16 protein-coding genes and 2 tRNA genes are annotated in these 18,756 nt (G+C 63.2%); 1 reads left to right on the plus strand and 17 read right to left on the minus strand.

The genetic code is table 11. The features are described 5' to 3' along the window. The 3 genes from betC to IE125_RS03630 form a co-directional block, all read right to left on the minus strand. A partial coding sequence (betC, locus tag IE125_RS03620; RefSeq protein ID WP_189443782.1) for a choline-sulfatase occupies positions 1-1,448 on the minus strand: 1,448 nt, incomplete at its 3' end. 102 nt (positions 1,449-1,550) lie between these two features. Further along, complete coding sequence (eutC, locus tag IE125_RS03625) at positions 1,551-2,363, minus strand: ethanolamine ammonia-lyase subunit EutC (protein ID WP_189443245.1); 813 nt, start codon at positions 2,361-2,363, stop codon at positions 1,551-1,553. Beyond that, a complete protein-coding gene (locus IE125_RS03630) occupies positions 2,360-3,760 on the minus strand; it encodes an ethanolamine ammonia-lyase subunit EutB (protein WP_189443246.1) in 1,401 nt (466 codons plus the stop codon). The genes eutC and IE125_RS03630 overlap by 4 nt, the downstream gene beginning before the upstream one ends. A gap of 246 nt (positions 3,761-4,006) precedes the next feature. Between IE125_RS03630 and IE125_RS03635 the strand changes: the two genes are divergently transcribed. Next, positions 4,007-4,966 (plus strand): 2-hydroxyacid dehydrogenase, encoded by a 960-nt coding sequence (locus IE125_RS03635; protein WP_189443247.1) that lies wholly within the window; start codon positions 4,007-4,009, stop codon positions 4,964-4,966. A gap of 70 nt (positions 4,967-5,036) precedes the next feature. Here IE125_RS03635 and IE125_RS03640 read toward each other — a convergent pair whose 3' ends face one another. The 14 genes from IE125_RS03640 to folP all read right to left on the minus strand — a co-directional run bounded on the left by IE125_RS03640 (position 5,037) and on the right by folP (position 18,666). Further along, a complete protein-coding gene (locus IE125_RS03640) occupies positions 5,037-6,233 on the minus strand; it encodes an MFS transporter (protein ID WP_189443248.1) in 1,197 nt (398 codons plus the stop codon). 217 nt (positions 6,234-6,450) lie between these two features. Further along, positions 6,451-7,815 carry an MFS transporter gene (locus tag IE125_RS03645; protein ID WP_189443249.1) on the minus strand — a complete coding sequence of 455 codons (1,365 nt, stop codon included), beginning with the start codon at positions 7,813-7,815 and terminating at the stop codon, positions 6,451-6,453. A gap of 390 nt (positions 7,816-8,205) precedes the next feature. Continuing rightward, entirely contained in the window at positions 8,206-8,475 is a 270-nt protein-coding gene (rpsO, locus tag IE125_RS03650) for a 30S ribosomal protein S15 (RefSeq protein ID WP_189443250.1), read from the minus strand. Positions 8,476-8,574: 99 nt separating this feature from the next. Further along, positions 8,575-9,492: a tRNA pseudouridine(55) synthase TruB gene (gene truB / locus IE125_RS03655; protein ID WP_189443251.1), complete on the minus strand. Its 918-nt coding sequence runs from the start codon at positions 9,490-9,492 to the stop codon at positions 8,575-8,577. Next, positions 9,492-9,938: a 30S ribosome-binding factor RbfA gene (gene rbfA / locus IE125_RS03660; protein ID WP_189443252.1), complete on the minus strand. Its 447-nt coding sequence runs from the start codon at positions 9,936-9,938 to the stop codon at positions 9,492-9,494. The genes truB and rbfA overlap by 1 nt, the downstream gene beginning before the upstream one ends. 46 nt (positions 9,939-9,984) lie before the next feature. After that, positions 9,985-12,504 (minus strand): translation initiation factor IF-2, encoded by a 2,520-nt coding sequence (gene infB / locus IE125_RS03665; protein ID WP_189443253.1) that lies wholly within the window; start codon positions 12,502-12,504, stop codon positions 9,985-9,987. A 27-nt stretch (positions 12,505-12,531) separates the two neighbouring features. Continuing rightward, positions 12,532-14,025 (minus strand): transcription termination factor NusA, encoded by a 1,494-nt coding sequence (gene nusA, locus IE125_RS03670; RefSeq protein ID WP_189443254.1) that lies wholly within the window; start codon positions 14,023-14,025, stop codon positions 12,532-12,534. Positions 14,026-14,148: 123 nt separating this feature from the next. Continuing rightward, on the minus strand, positions 14,149-14,610 hold the full coding sequence (rimP, locus tag IE125_RS03675) for a ribosome maturation factor RimP (RefSeq protein ID WP_189443783.1): 462 nt from the start codon (positions 14,608-14,610) through the stop codon (positions 14,149-14,151). Between the two features lie 171 nt (positions 14,611-14,781). Then, positions 14,782-14,858 (minus strand) — tRNA-Met (locus tag IE125_RS03680). Positions 14,859-14,996: 138 nt separating this feature from the next. Continuing rightward, positions 14,997-15,083: transfer RNA gene (locus IE125_RS03685), tRNA-Leu, on the minus strand. A gap of 97 nt (positions 15,084-15,180) precedes the next feature. Next, complete coding sequence (gene secG, locus IE125_RS03690; RefSeq protein WP_189443784.1) at positions 15,181-15,561, minus strand: preprotein translocase subunit SecG; 381 nt, start codon at positions 15,559-15,561, stop codon at positions 15,181-15,183. 4 nt (positions 15,562-15,565) lie between these two features. Next, a complete protein-coding gene (tpiA, locus tag IE125_RS03695; protein WP_189443255.1) occupies positions 15,566-16,315 on the minus strand; it encodes a triose-phosphate isomerase in 750 nt (249 codons plus the stop codon). Positions 16,316-16,420: 105 nt separating this feature from the next. Continuing rightward, positions 16,421-17,806: a phosphoglucosamine mutase gene (gene glmM, locus IE125_RS03700; protein WP_189443256.1), complete on the minus strand. Its 1,386-nt coding sequence runs from the start codon at positions 17,804-17,806 to the stop codon at positions 16,421-16,423. Further along, complete coding sequence (gene folP, locus IE125_RS03705; protein ID WP_229808910.1) at positions 17,803-18,666, minus strand: dihydropteroate synthase; 864 nt, start codon at positions 18,664-18,666, stop codon at positions 17,803-17,805. The genes glmM and folP overlap by 4 nt, the downstream gene beginning before the upstream one ends. Positions 18,667-18,756: the final 90 nt, after the last annotated feature.

The raw sequence follows: 18,756 nt of genomic DNA on the forward strand, positions 1-18,756 counted from the left end.
CGCTCGGAGGCGACCTGTAGCGGCTGATGATCCCATGGGTAATAGGCACCGTTGCGCAGCGCTTCATAGACGATCAGCCGGCGTGCCTGGCTCTCGCGTACCTCGGCATCGAACCGCGTCATGTCCCAGCGCTCGCGACACTGGCGCTGAAAGTCCGCCAGCAGCTCGGCATGGTCAGGATCTTCGGCCAGATTGCGCTGCTCCATCGGGTCCGTCTCGAGATCGAAGAGCTGGGGCGGATCGAGCTCGCAGTGATTGAACTTGTAACGTCCCTGGCGAATCGTCACCAGTGGCGCATAGGTCCCCTCGGCAGCGTACTCCATGTAGACCGGCGTCTCACGCCGCTCGCCGCGCGTCAGCGGCAGCAGCGATTCGCCGTCGGTCCAGGGTTCGATGGCGGTGAGATCGATACCGACCAGATCGGCCAGGGTCGCATTGACGTCGAGCGACGAGACCGGATCGTCGATGCGCCCCGGCGCGATGCCCGGCCCCGCCATCATCAGCGGCACGCGGGAGGAGCCCTCGAACGGGCTCATCTTGAACCACAGCCCGCGCTCGCCGAGCATGTCGCCATGATCGGAGACGAACAGGATAATCGTGTTGTCGAGCATGCGGGTGCGCTCGAGCACATCGAGAATTCCACCGATCTTGTCGTCGACATAGGAGAGGTTGGCAAAATAGCCGCGGCGGGCGCGCTTCACGTTCTCGGGCTGGATATCGAACTGCGTGTAGTCATTGGCGACGTAGAGCCGCTGGGAGTGCGGGTCCTGCGCCGCGTAGGGGACCTCGGGCAGTGTCGGCTCCAGGTGTTCGCAATCTTCATACCGGTCCCAGTACTGGCGCCGCGCCACGTAGGGATCATGCGGATGGGTGAAGCTGACGCACATCGCCCATGGGCGCTCGTCCTGTCCCCGAGCCAGATCGTAGAGCTTCTGCTCGGCGAGAAAGGCGACCTCGTCGTCGTACTCCATCTGGTTGGAGATCTCGGCGACGCCCGCGCCGGTTACCGAACCCAGATTGTGATACCACCAGTCGATGCGTTCGCCCGGCTTGCGATAATCCGGCGTCCAGCCGAAATCGGCGGGATAGACGTCGGTGGTCAGACGGGACTCGAAGCCATGGAGCTGGTCCGGTCCGACGAAGTGCATCTTGCCGGAGAGGCAGGTCTCGTAGCCGGCACGACGCAGGTGGTGTGCCCAGGTCGGAATGCTGGAAGGAAATTCGGCGGCATTATCATAGACGCCGGTGCGCGACGGCAGCTGACCGGACATGAACGCAGCCCGGCCGGGTGCGCACAGATAGCTCGGCGTGTAGGCGTTGGCGAAACGCGCCGAGCGCGCGGCCAGCGCCTTGAGATGCGGCGTCTGCAGGAAATCCGCCGGGCCGTCCTCGAACAGCGTGCCGTTCACCTGGTCGGCCATCAGCACCAGAATATTGGGTCGAGACATGGTTCTCCCTGCGTCGTTGGCGATTGTCTTCCCAGCATGCGCGCCGGGTCTGATCTGGCGCAAACGATCGATTCGGGGGCTGAGGCCCAGCCGAGCTGGGGGTCACGCCTGCGGCGGTAGCAGGAAGTTGCCCTGACGGCCGTCGCCCAGGCGAGAGTCGACCTCGCTATCATCCTTGAGCGCGACGCCTGACGCGCCGAGCACCTGCGCCTCGCGCATCAGGTAGGCGAGCAGCTTCGCGGCATTGCGATAGGAGAGCCCCCGCGGACGCACGTTGGAAATGCAGTTTCGCTCACTGTCACGACGCCCCGTTCTGGGCGCCCAGGTGAAGTAGAGCCCGAGGCTGTCGGGCGAGCTCAAGCCGGGGCGTTCGCCGATCATCACCACGCTCATGCGCGCACCGAGCGCCTCGCCGATCGGATCGCCGATGGCCACGCGCCCCTGCTCGACCAGCGCCACCGGGCCGAGCGTCAGTCCGAGCGATTCGATCTCCGGCGCTAAAGCCTCGAGAAACGGGATCGCCTGCTCGTGGATGGCCCGGGCCGAGAGCCCATCGACGATGCAAATCGACACATCGCAGGCATCGGCGTTCAGCGCCCCGATCTCTGCGGCGGCCGTCTCTGAGAGCTGACGACCGAGGTCGGGACGGCGCAGATACTCGTCGCGATCCGCCGCCCGACTGTGAAGTCGTAGCGCCAGCGGAAACCGCTCGTCGAGCTCTGGCATCATGCGTTCGGTATCCAGCGCCATGTGAACGGCATCGCGGGCGCGGGCATGATCGAGCTGAAATGCGAGCTGCGCGCGGGTGGTCAGACTGCCACCCGAGCGCCCAAGCCCGATGCGGGCATCGGTCAGCTCACGCAGACGCTGCCAGGGATTGGCTACGACCACGGAATCGTCGTCTCGCTGCGTCATGTCTGCTCCCCGAGGTCGGCAAGCACATGCTGAAAGCGCGCCGGCAGTTCATTGGCGAAGGCGATCCCCTGGCCGTGGCGATAGATGCCGCTCGCATCCAGCCAGGCCTCGAACTCCGGCGCCGGGCGACGATCGAGCAGCTGACGCAGATAGAGCGCGTCGTGGAACGACGTGGTTTGATAGTTGAGCATAATGTCGTCGGCGCCCGGAATGCCCATGATGTAGTTGCAGCCCGCCGCGCCGAGCAGCGTCAGCAGCATATCCATGTCATCCTGGTCCGCCTCGGCGTGATTGGTGTAGCAGATGTCGCAGCCCATCGGGACGCCGAGCAGCTTGCCGCAGAAGTGATCCTCCAGACCGGCGCGGATGATCTGTTTGCCGTCGAACAGATACTCCGGTCCGATGAAACCGACCACCGTGTTGACCAGCAGCGGCTCGAATTCGCGCGCGACAGCGTAGGCTCGCGCCTCCAGCGTCTGCTGGTCGAGCCCGTGATGGGCGTCCGCCGACAGCGCACTGCCCTGCCCGGTCTCGAAATACATGACGTTGTCGCCGACCGTGCCGCGACCCAGCGAAAGTGCTGCTTCACGCCCTTCGCGCAGCAGCGCGAGATCGATGCCGAAGCCACGGTTGGCCGCTTCGGTGCCGGCGATCGACTGAAACACCAGGTCGGTCGGCGCCCCGCGTTCGATCGCCTCGATCGCGGTGGTGACATGCGTCAGCACACAGCTCTGCGTCGGTATCTCGTAGCGCGCGATGATCTCGTCGAGCATTTTCAGAAGCGTTACCACCGTGCCGGTATTATCGGTGGCCGGGTTGATGCCGATCACCGCATCGCCGCTGGCATAGAGCAGCCCATCGAGAATGCTGGCGGCAATGCCGGCGGCGTCATCCGTGGGGTGATTGGGCTGCAGCCGCGTCGATAGTCGTCCCGGCAGCCCGAGGGTATTGCGAAAGCGCGTGACGACCTCGCACTTGCGCCCGACGAGCACCAGATCCTGTACGCGCATCAGCTTGGAGACCGCCGCGACCATCTCCGGCGTCAGCCCCGGTGCGAGCCGGGCCAGCGATGTCGCGTCGGCTCGCTCCGACAGGAGCCAGTTGCGGAACTCGCCGACGCTGAACCCCGCCACCGGCGCGAAGGCATCACGGTCATGTCGATCGAGGATCAGCCGCGTGACCTCGTCATCTTCGTAAGGAATCAGCGGCTCTTCGAGAAAAGTTGCCAGCGGCAGCTCTGCCAGCGCCATCTGCGCTATCGCACGCGCCTCGGCACTGGCCGCGGCGATGCCGGCGAGCTCGTCGCCGGAACGCCGCGGAGAAGCCGCGGCCATCAGCGCGCCGAGATCGTCGAATCGGTAGCGCCGGCCACCGAGGTCGATAAAGTGCTCGCTCATGATCGATTACCTGACTTTAGAACGTTGTCGTTGTCAGCGGGAAAACCCGGTGAGGGTAGAAACAGTGTATGCCATCGCCCGCCGCTCGCGTGCGACTAAGGCATAACGTCATCGATGACGCCCACACTTCTTGTACGATGTATGATTAAAAACATGCCGCAGACGGCCGCGATCCTTTCCTACGCTGAATACCGATGACCGTCGGCTTTAGCGCCGCCAAGCCAACTCACCGCAAGGAGTCGCCGCATGAAAGACACCCTCGTGATCGTGCATGAGCTGTATCCGGAGCTGCTCGACAAACTCAAGCAGACCTTCGACGTCGTCCATTTCGTACGCCTCGGCAGCGACGAGGATCGCGCCGCTTTCAAGGAGGCCATGACCCGCGCCGTCGCCTTCATCGGCTCCAACGTGGCGTTCGACAAGGCGCTGCTGGAGCAGTCTCCTAATCTCAAGGTGATCGCCAGCGTATCGGTTGGCGTCGACAACTATGACGTCGCCGCCATCCACGACCGCGGCATCGTGCTGACCAACACGCCGGATGTGCTCACCGAAGCCACGGCCGACACCGGGTTCCTGCTGCTGATGATGACCGCGCGGCGCGCCTCGGAAATGAACCGCATGGTGCTCGACGGCCGCTGGAACGTTTCGCCGGGTCGCGATCAGTTCGGGGTCGATCTCAAGGGCAAGACGCTCGGCATCGTCGGCATGGGTCGCATCGGCCAGGCCGTCGCAAGCCGCGGCCATTTCGGCTTCGGCATGAAGGTGATCTATCAGAACCGCTCCGCCAAGCCGGAAGCGGACAAGACGCTCGGCGCCCGCCAGGTCGATCTCGAGACGCTGTTCACGGAGGCGGATTTCATCTGCGTCACCGTGCCCTTGTCGCCGGAGACAGAGGGCCTGATCGGTCGCGACCTGCTCTCGTTGACCAAGCCCAAGGCGATCTTCGTCAATATCGCCCGCGGCAAGGTCGTGCGCGAGCAGGAACTGATCGAGTGCCTGCGGGACGGCACGCTCTACTACGCTGGCCTGGATGTCTTCGAGAAGGAGCCGCTGCCGAAGGATTCACCGTTGATGACGATGGATAACGTCGTCTGCCTGCCGCACATCGGCTCCGCCACACACGAGACGCGCGGCGCGATGTGCGATCTCGCCGCCGAAAATACACTCAACGTGCTCGACGGCAAGGCGCCCGTGACGCCAGTCTGATGGTGCTGGCGTCATCGGGATGACCCAAGCCGCCGCCCGATGGGGCGGCGGTATCCTTTCCGAATCACCCTCAGGTCGCGAGCTCGGGCTCTCGGTGCGCAAGCCAGGCCATCACCAGGCCGAGCAGCGCGGCCAACAGACCGAGCAGGAAGATATTGGCGTAGCCGAAAGCGCCCGCGAATAGGCCGGCAATCGGCCCGGTGGCACCATAAGCGACATCCTGAAAAGCCGCGAAGCCGCCCATCGCCGTGCCCCGCTCGGAGGCGGGTACGCGACGCACGACCTCGACGCCCATGGCCGGAAACACCATGGAGCAGCCGACACCGGTCAGAAAGGCGCCCACCAGCGCCATCCATGGACCGACGGCCAGCCACAGCAGCGCCTGACCACAGGCCTCCACTGCCAGTGACGCCATCGCGACCCGCGTGCCGCCGATCCGATCGGGCAGATGACCACACAGCAGACGCATCAACACGAAGCCGATGCCGAAGCCGGTCAGTCCCCACCCGGCGTGCGGCCAACCCTCGGCATGGAAATAGAGAGAGACGAAAGCGCCCAGTGCGGCAAAACCCACCCCCTGCAGACAGACTGCCAGCCCCGGGCGCCAGATACGGCCGATGATGTGCCAGAACGGCTGGCGTTCACCGGGCTGCGGCTGGTCAGCCGGCACCGGACGCACGAGCAGCATGCCGGCGAGCGGCAGCACGCAGGCGATCGCCATGAGCCCGGAAAACCCCAGCTGCTCAAACAGCGCCAAACCAAGCGGGCCACCGACGGCGAAGGCGCCGTACATCCCCATGCCCATCAGCGACAGCACGCGTCCAGAGCGCGCATGTCCCGTCAGGCCGATGCCCCAGCTCACCATGCCGATCACGGTCAGACTCTCGCCGAGACCGAGAATCAGCCTGCCGACGATCAGTACCGCGTAGGCGAGACCTGGCGACAGCGAAGACCAGGTCGAGCCCAGGCATACCAGGCTCGCCAGCACATAGAGCGCCAATCCGTAGAACATGCTGACCCGGCCACCGCGCCGATCACTGGTCCGCCCGGCGAGATTGCGGGTCAGAATGGTCGAGAGAAAGGCGATGCCGACCGCCAGCCCGCCCAGCGTATCGCTCATGCCAAGCTCGTGGTTGACGTAAACCGATACCACCGGCAGCGCCATGGCCACGCAGAGATAGGAGAGAAACAGGGATATCGTCAGAAGCACCAGCCGGCGCAAGGTGCCGGTATCCAGCGGGGTATCTGCACTGACAGCTTCGGCCATCGAGAGGACTCCTTTGCAGAGCCGATAGCCGATGGGAGAAAGCACGCAACGCACTCCCCACCGGATACCGGCAGGTGAATGCGTTGGTTGACGTTGAACGCTTACGTCGGCGCCATGAAGGCGCCGAGAGATTGTGACCGAGGAGCTTAGGTAATCCGCCGCCGACTCGCAAGCCGACAACGGAGAACCCCGCTGAAAGCGGGGTTCGACAGGATCGTCAGCCGGCGAATTTCTCGGCCGGACGCCTCGGCGCTTCGACCCGTCGAGGCTCGCCTCGCCCGCCGCCACGCTTTTTCGCCGTCAGCAGCACCAGAACGGCGGCGACAAGCGTGACCGTACCGAGCATGTAAAGGCCGTTTTCGTAGGACCCGGTTCTCGCCTCCAGGAAACCGAAGGTCGTCGGCGCCACGAAGCCCCCGAGGTTGCCAAGCGAATTGATCAGCGCGATGACCGGCGCCGCAATGCGGGCATCCAGATAGTTCTGCGGTACCGGCCAGAACAGCGAGGCTGATGCCTTGAATCCGAGCGCGGCGAAGCAGATCGCGACGAACGCGAACACCGGGTTGGCAGTCGTCGACAGGAACATGCCAAGCGAGGCGATTACTAGAGACGCGGCCACCCAGCCCTGCTGAAAGCGGAAGCGCTGTGCCAGCGCAGCAAACGCATACATGGCCGCAATCGAGATGATCCAGGGGATCGAGTTGTACAGCCCCGTGTCGAAATCGCTGATATTGCCCATCCGGTGAATGATGGTCGGCAGCCAGAAGGTCATGCCGTAGATCGTCAGCGAGATGGAGAAGAAGATCAGGCAGAACAGCACGATCTTCGGGTCCATCAACAGACGCCAGGTCGGTATCTTCTCGCCCTGTTGCGCTTCGCGCTCCGCCTGCTCGTGCTCGATGGTCGCCTTGAGGACATCCTGCTCCTCGCGGCTAAGCCATTCTGCATCGTGGACGTTCGAGCGCAGGTAGAACCAGAACAGCGGCGTCAGCGCCAGTGCGGCAATGCCCTCGAGGAAGAACATCCACTGCCAGCCATGCCATCCGAAAGCATCGATCGACAGCAGCGCACCACAGATCGGGCCCGAGAGAATCGACGCTATGGCCGAGCCACTGAGAAAGATCGCCATCGCCTTGCCACGCTCGCCGGCCGGTAGCCAGCGAGTGAAGTAATAGATGATGCCAGGAAAGAAGCCGGCCTCGGCCACACCCAGCAGGAAGCGCAGAATATAGAAATGGGTCTCGCTCTGGATAAACGTCATCAACGTCGCGACGATGCCCCAGCTGAACATGATACGGGTCAGCCAGGCGCGCGCGCCGAAGCGCTCGAGCAACATGTTCGAGGGCACTTCGAAGATGGCATAGCCCACGAAGAAGAGGCCGGCGCCGAGGCCGAAAGCCGCCACACCGATACCGAGATCGGCATTCAGGTGTTCACGCACGAAACCGATATTGACCCGGTCGATGTAATTGACGATGAAAGCGGCGACGAACAGCGGAAGAATGTGCCACTTCACTTTCTTGACGGCGCTGGCGAGTATCGGGTCGTCGACCGGTTGAGAGGCAGAACCGGAGGTGCTCATGTCAAAACTCCTGATCGGCAGATGACGCGGGAGGACGAACGGGAAAACGCGGTCCTCTCGGGGTGAAGAGGTCGATGCGACGGAGCAGGTAGGAAATGCGTAACGAGCAAGAAGTACGCAGCCATATCCTATCGTCATACATCATACTTATGTGGCTAACGATAGGCGCTTTAATGATTCGTGCGTATTCGCCTTTGGTAGAAGACGTGTTCGCTCAAGGCAGGGGATGAGTCAAAGAGGGCAGGCGCGAAGAGAAGGCGATCACAGCTGCGTTGACACCGCGCAAAGAAAAAGCGCCCTCCGTTGCCGGAGAGGCGCTTTTCGATCTGCGGTTGGAGACCGCGGATCCTTCTGGCAACAGGCCGCCGACAAGAGTGTCGGCGGTGTCGATCAGCGACGCAGGCCGAGCTTCTTGATCAGCGCCTGGTAACGATCGAAGTCCTTGCCCTTGAGGTAATCCAGCAGCTTGCGGCGCTGGTTGACCATGCGGATCAGGCCACGACGAGAGTGGTGATCCTGCTTGTGATCCTTGAAGTGACCCTGCAGGCCATCGATGTTGGCGCTCAGCAGTGCGACCTGGACTTCCGGGGAACCGGTGTCGTTCTCGCCCTGACCGAACTCCTTGACGATTTCGGCCTTCTTTTCAGCAGTCAGTGCCATGCAACTCTCCAGTAAGCAATATGCTTGGATGATGAATGTCGGAGACCACGCATATTTGCAGTCTCCCGGTCGATGCCGGCACTGGGCCGGCAATTGGCATCAGATCGATGCCGTGTCGATCAGGCGGCGAGGGGTTATCTCACACTGCCCGGTCAACTCGACCAACCCCAGAAAGGATTGGTCGCGATACAGTCTGGCCTGCGCACCGGCCTCCAGCGCCGTCTCCGGCACCGTCACCGGCTGCCCGTGCAGAAGCCGCGTTGCCACGGCATCCGAAACACCGAGCTTCGGCAGGTGCTCGAGCATCACGTCGGCCGGCAGCAACTGCGCCAGTCGCGTGGGCTCGTCCATCTGTTCGAGTGTCTCGAGCGAGATGCGGCGCGCGCTATCGAACGGTCCTGTCTCGAGTCTCTCCAGCGCGTTGATATGCGCCCCGACCCCAAGCGCTTCGCCGATGTCTTCGGCCAGCGTGCGGATGTAGGTACCCTTGCTGCAGCGCACCTCGAGCCAGAACCCGTCATCGGCCCAGCCAAACGGCCGCATATCATACACCGTCACGCGGCGCGGGGCACGCGCTATCGTCTTGCCTTCGCGGGCGAGTTCGTAGAGCTTGCGCCCTTGATGCTTGAGCGCCGAGTACATCGGCGGCACCTGATCGATCTCTCCACGAAAACGCTCGAGAACGCTCTCGACGGCACCACGATCCAGCGCGTCGGGCAGTGCCCGACGCTGGAGGATCTCGCCCTCGGCATCGCCGGTATCGGTCGTCTCGCCCAGCTTGACGCGCGTGCGGTAGACCTTGTCGGCATCGAGCAGATGGGCGGAGAACTTGGTCGCTTCACCGAAGCAGACCGGCAGCAGGCCGGTGGCCATCGGGTCCAGCGTCCCCGTATGCCCGGCCTTACGAGCCTGATAGAGGCGTCGCGCCCGCTGCAGCGCATGGTTGCTCGACATGCCGGCGGCCTTGTCGAGCAGCAGCACGCCATTGATCGGCAGCCCTTTGCGGCGTCGCGCCATCAGCGAGGCTCTCCATCACCCCGCTGAGGCTCTCCATCACGCTGCGAGGAGACATCGGCGTCGGACGCCTCGTCGGCACCCTCCTGACGCTTGTCGCTGGCCACCGCCTCGTCGATCAGCGCCGACAGCTCGTGACCGCGCACCACGCTTTCGTCGTAGTGAAAGCGCAGTTCCGGGACGTGGCGAAGCTGGATTCGCCGCGCGACCTGCGAACGCAGAAACCCGGACGCGCGCTTGAGCACGGCCAGGTTTTCCTTGATACGCGCCGGGTCGTTCTCGCCCAGCAAGGTCACGTAGACGTCGGCGTAGCCCAGATCGCGACTGACCTTGGCCGAGCTGACGGTGACCATGCCCAGGCGCGGATCCTTGATCTCGCGCTGGATCAGCACGGCCAGCTCCTGCTGCAGCTGGTCGGCAACTCGATCGGTACGTTTGAATTCGCGCATGATCCGCTCCCGCGGGCCCGGGCGTTAACGCCGGGCCCGTCGTCGCTTACAGAGTCCGCTCGACCTTGACCTGATCGAAGACCTCGATCTTGTCGCCGACCTGGACGTCGTTGTAGTTCTTGACGCCGATACCGCACTCCATGCCGTTACGCACTTCGTTGACGTCATCCTTGAAGCGGCGCAGCGACTCGAGCTCGCCTTCGTAGATGACCACGTTCTCGCGCAGAACACGGATCTTCTTGTTGCGGTGAACGGTGCCCTCGACGACCATGCAGCCCGCCACGGCGCCGATCTTCGGTGCCCTGAACACATCGCGGACTTCGGCGATACCGACGATCTCTTCTTTCCACTCCGGCGCCAGCATGCCGCTCATAGCCTGCTTGACTTCGTCGATGAGCTGGTAGATGACGCTGTAGTAGCGCAGATCCAGCCCTTCGCGCTCGACGATCTCGCGAGCGGAGGCATCGGCACGGACGTTGAAGCCGACCAGAATCGCCTCACTGGCGAGCGCCAGATTGGCATCGGTACCGGTGATGCCGCCGACACCCGAAGAGACCACGGCCACCTGGACTTCCTCGGTGGAAAGCTCCTCGAGCGCGCCGCGAATCGCTTCCAGCGAGCCCTGCACGTCGGCCTTGAGCACGATGTTGACCTTGGCCACCTCGTCCTGGCCCATCTGGCTGAACATGTTCTCCAGCTTGGCCTTCTGCTGACGTGCCAGGCGCACCTCGCGGTACTTGCCCTGACGGAAGTTGGCGATCTCGCGCGCCTTCTTGTCGTCGGCCAGAACCATGAAGTCTTCACCGGCTTCCGGCGTGCCATCGAGACCCTGGATCTCGACCGGCATCGACGGACCGACCGACTCGACCTGCTTGCCGAGCTCGTTGGTCAGCGCACGGACGCGACCGTAGTGCAGGCCGGCCAGAACGATGTCGCCACGCTTGAGCGTACCGTTCTGGACCAGCACCGTAGCGACCGGACCGCGCCCCTTGTCGAGACGGGATTCGACCACGACGCCTTTGGCCGGCGCTTCCGGAACCGCCTTGAGTTCGAGCACTTCGGAGACCAGCAGCACGGATTCGAGCAGCTGATCGATCCCTTCGCCGGTCTTGGCCGACACCGGCACGAACTGGGTGTCGCCACCCCACTCTTCCGAAATCACGCCGTGCTGAGACAGCTCGTTGCGGATCCGGTCGAGATCGGCACCTTCCTTGTCGATCTTGTTGACCGCGACCACCAGCGGCACTTCGGCCGCCTTGGCGTGTTCGACGGCTTCGATCGTCTGCGGCATGACGCCGTCATCTGCAGCCACCACCAGGATGACCACGTCGGTCGCCTGCGCACCGCGGGCACGCATGGCGGTAAAGGCAGCGTGTCCGGGCGTATCGAGGAAGGTGACACCGCCGTGCTCGCCTTCGACGTGATAGGCACCGATGTGCTGGGTGATCCCGCCGGCTTCCCCGGTCGCGACCTTGGTGCGACGAATGAAGTCGAGCAGCGAGGTCTTGCCGTGGTCGACGTGACCCATGACGGTCACGACCGGCGAGCGCACGATCTCGTCACCTTCATAGGAGATGTTCTCGAGCACTTCGGTCTCGAGCGCATCTTCCTTGACCAATCTGGGCTTGTGCCCCATCTCCTCGACCACGATCGCGGCAGTATCCTGATCGATGGTCTGGTTGATGGTCACGGCCGCGCCCATGGTGAACATGGCCTTGATCACTTCGTTGGCCTTGATCGACATCTTGTCGGCCAGCTCGGCCACGCTGATCGATTCCGGAATGGCGACTTCACGCACGATCGGCTGAGTCGGCTTCTGGAAGCCATGCTCGTTATCGCTGCGACCGCGACGGCTGCCGCGACGCTCGGCGCGCTTGACCTTCTTGGCCCCGCCACCGCGACGACGTTCGGAGCGATCGTCGTTATCGTCTCGACGACCACGGCGACCCTGATCGCGCTCCTTGTCCTTCTTCGGATGGGCGCGACGGTTCTCGGTACGCGGCTCCTTGGGCGGCGGCTCGACGAACGGCTGACTGTTCGATGTCGGCTCGTCGTCCTCGACCTGCGGCTCCTGCGGAATGTCGTCGCCCGGGGCCTGCGGCGAGGCAGCCGGCGCGGCCGCCTTGTCGGAAGCCTGCTGACCTGCGGTCTCGGCTGCGGCTTGCGCAGCCTCGGCACTCGCCTGCTGCTCGGCCTGCTGGGCCTTGTCGGCCATATCGCCGACCAGCTGACGCGGACCGCTCTCCTCGACCTGCGGCTCTTCAGCGGGCTCGGCTTCACGCTTGACGTAGGTACGCTTCTTGCGCACCTGCACCTCGATCGTCTTGCCGCGCTCACCGGAGCGAATCTTGCTGCGCGTGTTGCGCGTCAGCGTGATGCGATTACGCGGACCGCGGCCGCCACCGTGACTCTTCGTCAGGTGATCGAGCAGACGCTGCTTGTCCTCTTCGGAGACGGCGTCGCTCTCTTGCTGATGCGGCAGACCCGCATCCTTCATCTGTTCAAGCAGACGGGACACATCGCGTCCCACCTTGCCGGCAAACTCTTTTACGGTCATGTCTGACATTACGACCCTCCTGAACCCGTGACCACGTTACTCTTCGCTCTGAAACCAAGGCGCACGGGCAGTCATGATCAATGCCGCTGCGCGCTCCTCGTCCACGTCGTCGATATCCTTCAGATCCTCGATGGACTGTTCTGCGAGGTCCTCCATGGTGACGATGCCACGACTGGCAAGAATGAAAGCCAGGTGGCGGTCCATGCCGTCCATCGTGAGAAGGTCTTCGGCGGGTTGAGCGCCGTCCAGTTCCTCTTCCGAGGCGATTGCCAGGTTGAGCAGCTCATCCTTGGCACGCGCTCGCAGTTCCTCGACCAGATCCTCATCGAACTCTTCGATCTCCAGCATCTCCTCGAGTGGCACGTAGGCCAGCTCCTCGATCGTCGTGAACCCTTCCTCGACCAGGATGCGGGCGACCTCTTCGTCGATCTCGAGATGGTTGATGAAATATTCGACCAGGCTGTCGACTTCCTGCTCGCGTTTGCCCTCGGCCTCGTCTTCGGTCATGACGTTGAGCGTCCATCCGGTCAGCTCGCTGGCGAGTCTGACGTTCTGGCCGCTACGACCGATGGCCTGAGCGAGATTATCCTCACCGACCGCGACATCCATCGAATGGGCGTCCTCGTCGACGAGAATGGAGGCGACTTCCGCTGGCGCCATGGCGTTGATCACCAGTTGCGCCGGGTTGTCGTCCCACAGAATGATGTCCACGCGCTCGTTACGCAGCTCGTTGGACACCGCTTGCACGCGCGAACCGCGCATGCCGACACAGGCACCGACGGGGTCGATGCGCTTGTCGTTGGTCTTGACCGCGATCTTGGCGCGCGCGCCCGGATCGCGGGCAGCACCCTTGATCTCGATCAGCTGTTCGGCAATTTCGGGCACTTCGATCTTGAACAGCTCGATCAGCATGCCGGGCTTGGTACGCGAAAGAATCAGCTGGGAGCCACGCGCTTCGGCGTCGACCTTCCACAGCAGGGCACGGACACGCTCGTTCATGCGGTAGCGTTCGCCGGGGATCATCTCACCACGCGGCAGAAACCCCTCGGCGTTCTCGCCCAGGTCGATGATCAGGCCGTCGCGCGTCGTTTTCTTGACGATGCCGGCGACCAGCTCGCCCTCGCGCTCGGTGTACTGCTTGACGATCTGCGCACGCTCGGCCTCTCGCACCTTCTGCACGATGACCTGTTTGGCCGTCTGCGCAGCAATGCGGCCGAAAGCGACCGATTCGATCTGCTCTTCGACCACGTCACCGAGCGCGAGCGGCGGATCGCGCTGTTCGGCTTCGGACAGCGGAATCTCGCGGTCTTCACTGAGGTACTCTTCGTCCTCGACGACGACCCAGCGACGGTAGGTATCGTACTCGCCCGTGTTGCGGTCGATCTGAACGCGGACGCTGACGTCCTGGCCCTCGAAGCGCTTGCGCGACGCGCTGGCCAGAGCTGCCTCGACGGCCTCGAAGATCACGTCCCGGGGGACGCTTTTCTCGTTGGAGATGGCGTCAACGACCAGCAGAATTTCTTTGCTCATGCCTATGCCTCGCCGAACAACCGATTCCGGACCTTGCCGACAAACCGGTTCTGGGTTTCGAATTCTTGGTCTCGACTGTCGGAAGTCATGCCACCGAGGTCGTCGAGTCGCAGGTGATCGAGATCAATCGTCGAACTGCGGGACGACCCGCGCCTGGTCAATGCTCTCTATCGGGAAGCAGAACTCCTCCCCGTCGATGTGCAGCAGCACCTCGTCGCCGTCGATGCCGGCCAGCAGCCCCTGGAACTTGCGCCGCCCGTCGAAGGCAGTACGCAGCTTGAGCTGCACGACATGCCCCCGAAAACGCGCGAAGTGATCCAGCGTGTAGAGCGGCCGATCCATGCCCGGCGAAGACACTTCGAGCGTGTAGTTGCCCGAGATCGGGTCCTCGACGTCCATGACACCGCTGACCTGACGACTGACACTGGCGCAATCGTCCACCGAAATGCCGTTGGGGCTATCGATGTAGATCATCAGCTTGGAGTGCTTGCCCTGAGCCAGATAATCGAGGCCCCACAGCTCGAAGCCCATGGCGCTGACCACGGGTTCGATGATTGCATATAGTGCTGCGTCCTTGGTGACCACAGACGACTCCTGCAGCAGTTGCATCAGGCACCTGACCGGGAGTAGAGAGAAGTGCAAGGTACTAGGTGGCTGACTGGCGTTGGCGTCAGCAGCATCAATGGCGGCGAAGCGCCGAGTTGACATGGCTGCTAACAAAAAGCCCCTTCTCAGGAAGGGGCCTTTCGAAAAACTTGGTAGCGGGGGCCGGATTTGAACCGACGACCTTCGGGTTATGAGCCCGACGAGCTACCAGACTGCTCCACCCCGCAACATCAGGTTGGCGATTATAGAAACGGCCCCGAGATGGGTCAAGGCAGCCTCTTTATCGCCCGTCTCCTGCGCAACCGCAGCAGACCATTCAGATCGTTCAGCGGTCCGGGCAAATAGAGTACCGATGGACTTGACGATGGTGCCGAAGGCGGGACTTGAACCCGCACGACCGTAAGGTCACTACCCCCTCAAGATAGCGTGTCTACCAATTCCACCACTTCGGCATCGGGGGACATGGCGGCAACGAAACCAGACTGCATCACCGACATGCGACTCGCCATCACTTCAATCTTCTAGATGACAGCGAGTTTTCCTTCTCACTCAAGGATTTGACGATGACTGATCGCCGCCTTCCTCGAGTGCTGGCGCAGCATTATTCCCGCTTTGATCGCCATCGTCAAGCGTCGGCGCACCATTATGTTGCTGCTCGATCACTTGCGCGTCCGGAACACCGCTCTGCGGCGCATCGGCACTGTGCGAGGCGAAGTAAGCCAACGCCAGCGACGTGACGAAGAACAGGGCCGCCAGGCCACCGGTGAGCTTCGACATGAAGCCGCCGCTACCCTGAGACCCGAAAACCGTCTGCGACGAGCCGCCGCCGAATGCCGCCCCGGCCTCGGCGCCCTTGCCCTGCTGCAGCAGAACCAGGACCACCAAGGCGATGGCGGCCAGAACGTGACATAACAAAACTGCTATCTGCATGAAATCAACCTGCTGACTGACAAATCGCTGTAAAATCATCGACCTTGAGCGACGCTCCGCCGATCAGGCCGCCGTCGATATCCTGCTGGGCAAGCAGCTCGCGCGCATTGGCCGCATTCATGCTACCGCCGTAAAGCAGACGCAACCCCGCTGCCAGTTCACGGTCGAAGCCGGCCTGGTAGCCTCGAATGGCCGCCATGACCTGCTGCGCCTGTTCCGGTGTCGCCGTACGACCGGTGCCGATTGCCCAGACCGGCTCGTAGGCAAGAGTCATCTCACGACGCTGCTCGGGTTCGAGCCTCGCCATGACATACCCCACCTGACGCAGCACGACCTCCTCGGTACGCCCGGCATCGCGCTCTTCGAGGGTCTCGCCAATGCAGAGAATCGGCTTGATGCCGACACTGAGTGCCGCGATGACCCGGTCATAGACCTGCTCGTCATCCTCTCGATAGAGCTGACGCCGCTCGGAGTGACCGACCAGCACGTAGGCAACGCCGAATTCCTTGAGCATCTGTCCACTGACTTCACCAGTGCGGGCACCGGAATGAAGCGGGTTCAACGTCTGCGCCCCCAGCTCGATGGCCGAGTTCGCGAACGCCTCGCGGGCAGCATCCAGGTAGGGAAACGGGGGATGAATCACCACTTCCAGTGGCGACGGCAGGTCGATATCGGTAAATGCCCGACCGAACGACTCGACCAGTTCCTTCGAGCCATTCATCTTCCAGTTACCCGCGATCAGCGGCTTGCGCATGCTACCTCCCGTCGGTGGTGCGACATGGTATAAGAGCCTTGACAGCAAGACAACAAATGTTGCTTACCGCCTCGGCCGGAATCCGATCACCGGGACTCGAACGACTCAGGCGATCAGGGTTTCGACGCTGTCGGCGATGCGTCGCGCCATGGCCTGAACGTCGAACCGCGGGCGGCCCTCGACCATGACGCGAATCAGCGGCTCCGTGCCAGAGGGCCGCAGCAGCACGCGACCGGCGCCGGCGAGCTCATCCTCCACTGCAGCCACGCTCTGCTGCAGGGTCTCACTCTGCATGACCGCCGCAGCAGCGTCTCGATGGGGAAGGCGGACGTTGATCAAGGCCTGCGGCGCTTTCTCGAAGCCTTCGAGCAGTGCATCGAGGGCGACGCCCTCACGCACCATGACCGCCAGCACCTGCAGCGCGGAGACGATACCATCACCGGTCGTCTGCACATGACGGCAGACGATGTGCCCCGATGATTCGCCGCCCAGCAGCCAGTCGTTGGCGAACAGACGCTCGGTGACGTAACGGTCGCCCACTTTGGCCCGCTCGAAGGGAATGTCCGCTTTTTCGAACGCTGCCGCCAGTCCGAAATTACTCATCAGGGTACCGACGACGCCGCCGTTGAGCTTCCCGCGACCGTGGAGATCGCGCGCAATGATGTAGAGAATCTCGTCGCCATCGATCAGGTTGCCGTGACGGTCGATCATCAGCACTCGATCACCGTCACCATCGAAGGCGACGCCGATATCCGCGCGCCGTTCCAGCACCCGCTCCCGCAGTCGCTCGGTATGCGTGGAACCGACATCACGATTGATATTGAGGCCGTCGGGCTCGGCACCGATCACGCTGACATCGGCGCCGAGCTCGCGGAAGACGTTCGGCGCGATGTGGTAGGTCGCGCCATGCGCGCAATCGAGCACGATCCGCAGCCCATGCAGCTCCAGCCGGTTGTGGACCGTCGACTTGCAGAATTCGATGTAGCGGCCGGCGGCGTCGTTGATGCGCACGGCGCGGCCGAGCTGATCCGGCGCGAGCGTCTCGAGCGGCTTGTCGAGTTCTGCCTCGATCTCGCTCTCGACATCATCGGCAAGCTTGAGCCCCTCGGCGGAGAAGAATTTGATGCCGTTGTCCTGATACGGATTGTGCGATGCGGAGATCACGATGCCTGCATCGGCGCGAAACGTCCGCGTCAGGTAGGCGATGCCAGGCGTCGGCATCGGGCCAAGCAGCGAGACATCCGCCCCGGCAGCGGAGAGCCCGGCCTCCAGCGCCGACTCGAACATGTAACCCGAGATACGCGTATCCTTGCCGATCACAACCTTGGGCCGCGAGGCACCAATGGCTCGCTGACGAACCTCGTGGCACGACAGCTTGCGTGCCAGCACGCGACCGACGGCCCAGCCCAGCTTGAGCATGAAGTCCGGCGTGATTGGCGCTTCACCCACGGTGCCGCGAATGCCATCGGTCCCAAAATAACGTCTACTCATGAATCGCTTCGCTCCTGAAGCACGGCCCAGGCCATGTCTATCGCGTCCTTGGTCGGCGCGACATCGTGCACTCTGATGATTCTAGCGCCTCGCTCCACTGCCATCACAGCCAGTGCCAACCCGCCCGGCAGCCGCTCCTCGACAGCGCGGCCGAGAGTCTTGCCGATCATGCTCTTGCGGGACATGCCGACCAGCAGCGGCAGCCCGAGCGTCTCGAGCGAGGCCATGCGATTGAGCAGTTCGAGATTATGCTCAAGTGTCTTGGCGAAGCCGAAGCCAGGATCCAGCAGCAGACGCTCGCGCGCGATACCGGCGGACTCGCAGCGCGCCACCTGTTCACGCAGAAAATTCGCCACTGCGACCTCGATGGGCTGGTCGTAATGTGGCGCCTGCTGCATCGTGCTCGGCTCACCCAGCATATGCATCAGACAGACAGGCAGCGAGGTCGCCGACGCGGCCGCCAGCGCGCCGGGGCGCGACAGCGAACGCACGTCGTTGATCAATCCGGCGCCCGCCTCGGCGACTGCCGTCATCAACTCCGGGCTACTGGTATCGACCGAGACCAGCGCATCGAACTCCTGCACCAGCATCTCCACGACCGGCAGCACGCGTTCGCGCTCGACCTCAAGTGACACCGGCTCGGCCCCCGGGCGAGTGGATTCGCCGCCGACGTCGATGATCGCCGCACCCTCCACCAGCAGCCGCTCGGCATGACGCCTGGCATCGTCGAGCCGGTCATGACGACCGCCGTCGGAGAAGGAGTCGGGCGTCACGTTGAGAATGCCCATCACACGGGGCCGGGAGAGATCGAGAAGGTGCTTGCCGCAGCGCAGCGAAGCCGCGGACTCGGTGTCACGCATGGACGTCGTCGCTCGTTGAATCATGCCGGACGATCCGTAAAAGGAGCGCCCAAAAAACAAGCAGGGCGCCAATCATGACGCCCTGCTCTC

Origin of the sequence: Salinicola rhizosphaerae, assembly GCF_014652715.1 — a bacterium.
Lineage (GTDB): Bacteria > Pseudomonadota > Gammaproteobacteria > Pseudomonadales > Halomonadaceae > Salinicola > Salinicola rhizosphaerae.

Coding starts and splice junctions, on each gene's coding strand:
- eutC (WP_189443245.1), bottom strand. CDS start 2,363: ATGACGCAGCGAGACGACGATTCCGTGGTCGTAGCCAATCCCTGGCAG.
- IE125_RS03630 (WP_189443246.1), bottom strand. CDS start 3,760: ATGAGCGAGCACTTTATCGACCTCGGTGGCCGGCGCTACCGATTCGAC.
- IE125_RS03635 (WP_189443247.1), top strand. CDS start 4,007: ATGAAAGACACCCTCGTGATCGTGCATGAGCTGTATCCGGAGCTGCTC.
- IE125_RS03640 (WP_189443248.1), bottom strand. CDS start 6,233: ATGGCCGAAGCTGTCAGTGCAGATACCCCGCTGGATACCGGCACCTTG.
- IE125_RS03645 (WP_189443249.1), bottom strand. CDS start 7,815: ATGAGCACCTCCGGTTCTGCCTCTCAACCGGTCGACGACCCGATACTC.
- rpsO (WP_189443250.1), bottom strand. CDS start 8,475: ATGGCACTGACTGCTGAAAAGAAGGCCGAAATCGTCAAGGAGTTCGGT.
- truB (WP_189443251.1), bottom strand. CDS start 9,492: ATGGCGCGACGCCGCAAAGGGCTGCCGATCAATGGCGTGCTGCTGCTC.
- rbfA (WP_189443252.1), bottom strand. CDS start 9,938: ATGCGCGAATTCAAACGTACCGATCGAGTTGCCGACCAGCTGCAGCAG.
- infB (WP_189443253.1), bottom strand. CDS start 12,504: ATGTCAGACATGACCGTAAAAGAGTTTGCCGGCAAGGTGGGACGCGAT.
- nusA (WP_189443254.1), bottom strand. CDS start 14,025: ATGAGCAAAGAAATTCTGCTGGTCGTTGACGCCATCTCCAACGAGAAA.
- secG (WP_189443784.1), bottom strand. CDS start 15,561: ATGCAGATAGCAGTTTTGTTATGTCACGTTCTGGCCGCCATCGCCTTG.
- tpiA (WP_189443255.1), bottom strand. CDS start 16,315: ATGCGCAAGCCGCTGATCGCGGGTAACTGGAAGATGAATGGCTCGAAG.
- glmM (WP_189443256.1), bottom strand. CDS start 17,806: ATGAGTAGACGTTATTTTGGGACCGATGGCATTCGCGGCACCGTGGGT.
- folP (WP_229808910.1), bottom strand. CDS start 18,666: ATGCGTGACACCGAGTCCGCGGCTTCGCTGCGCTGCGGCAAGCACCTT.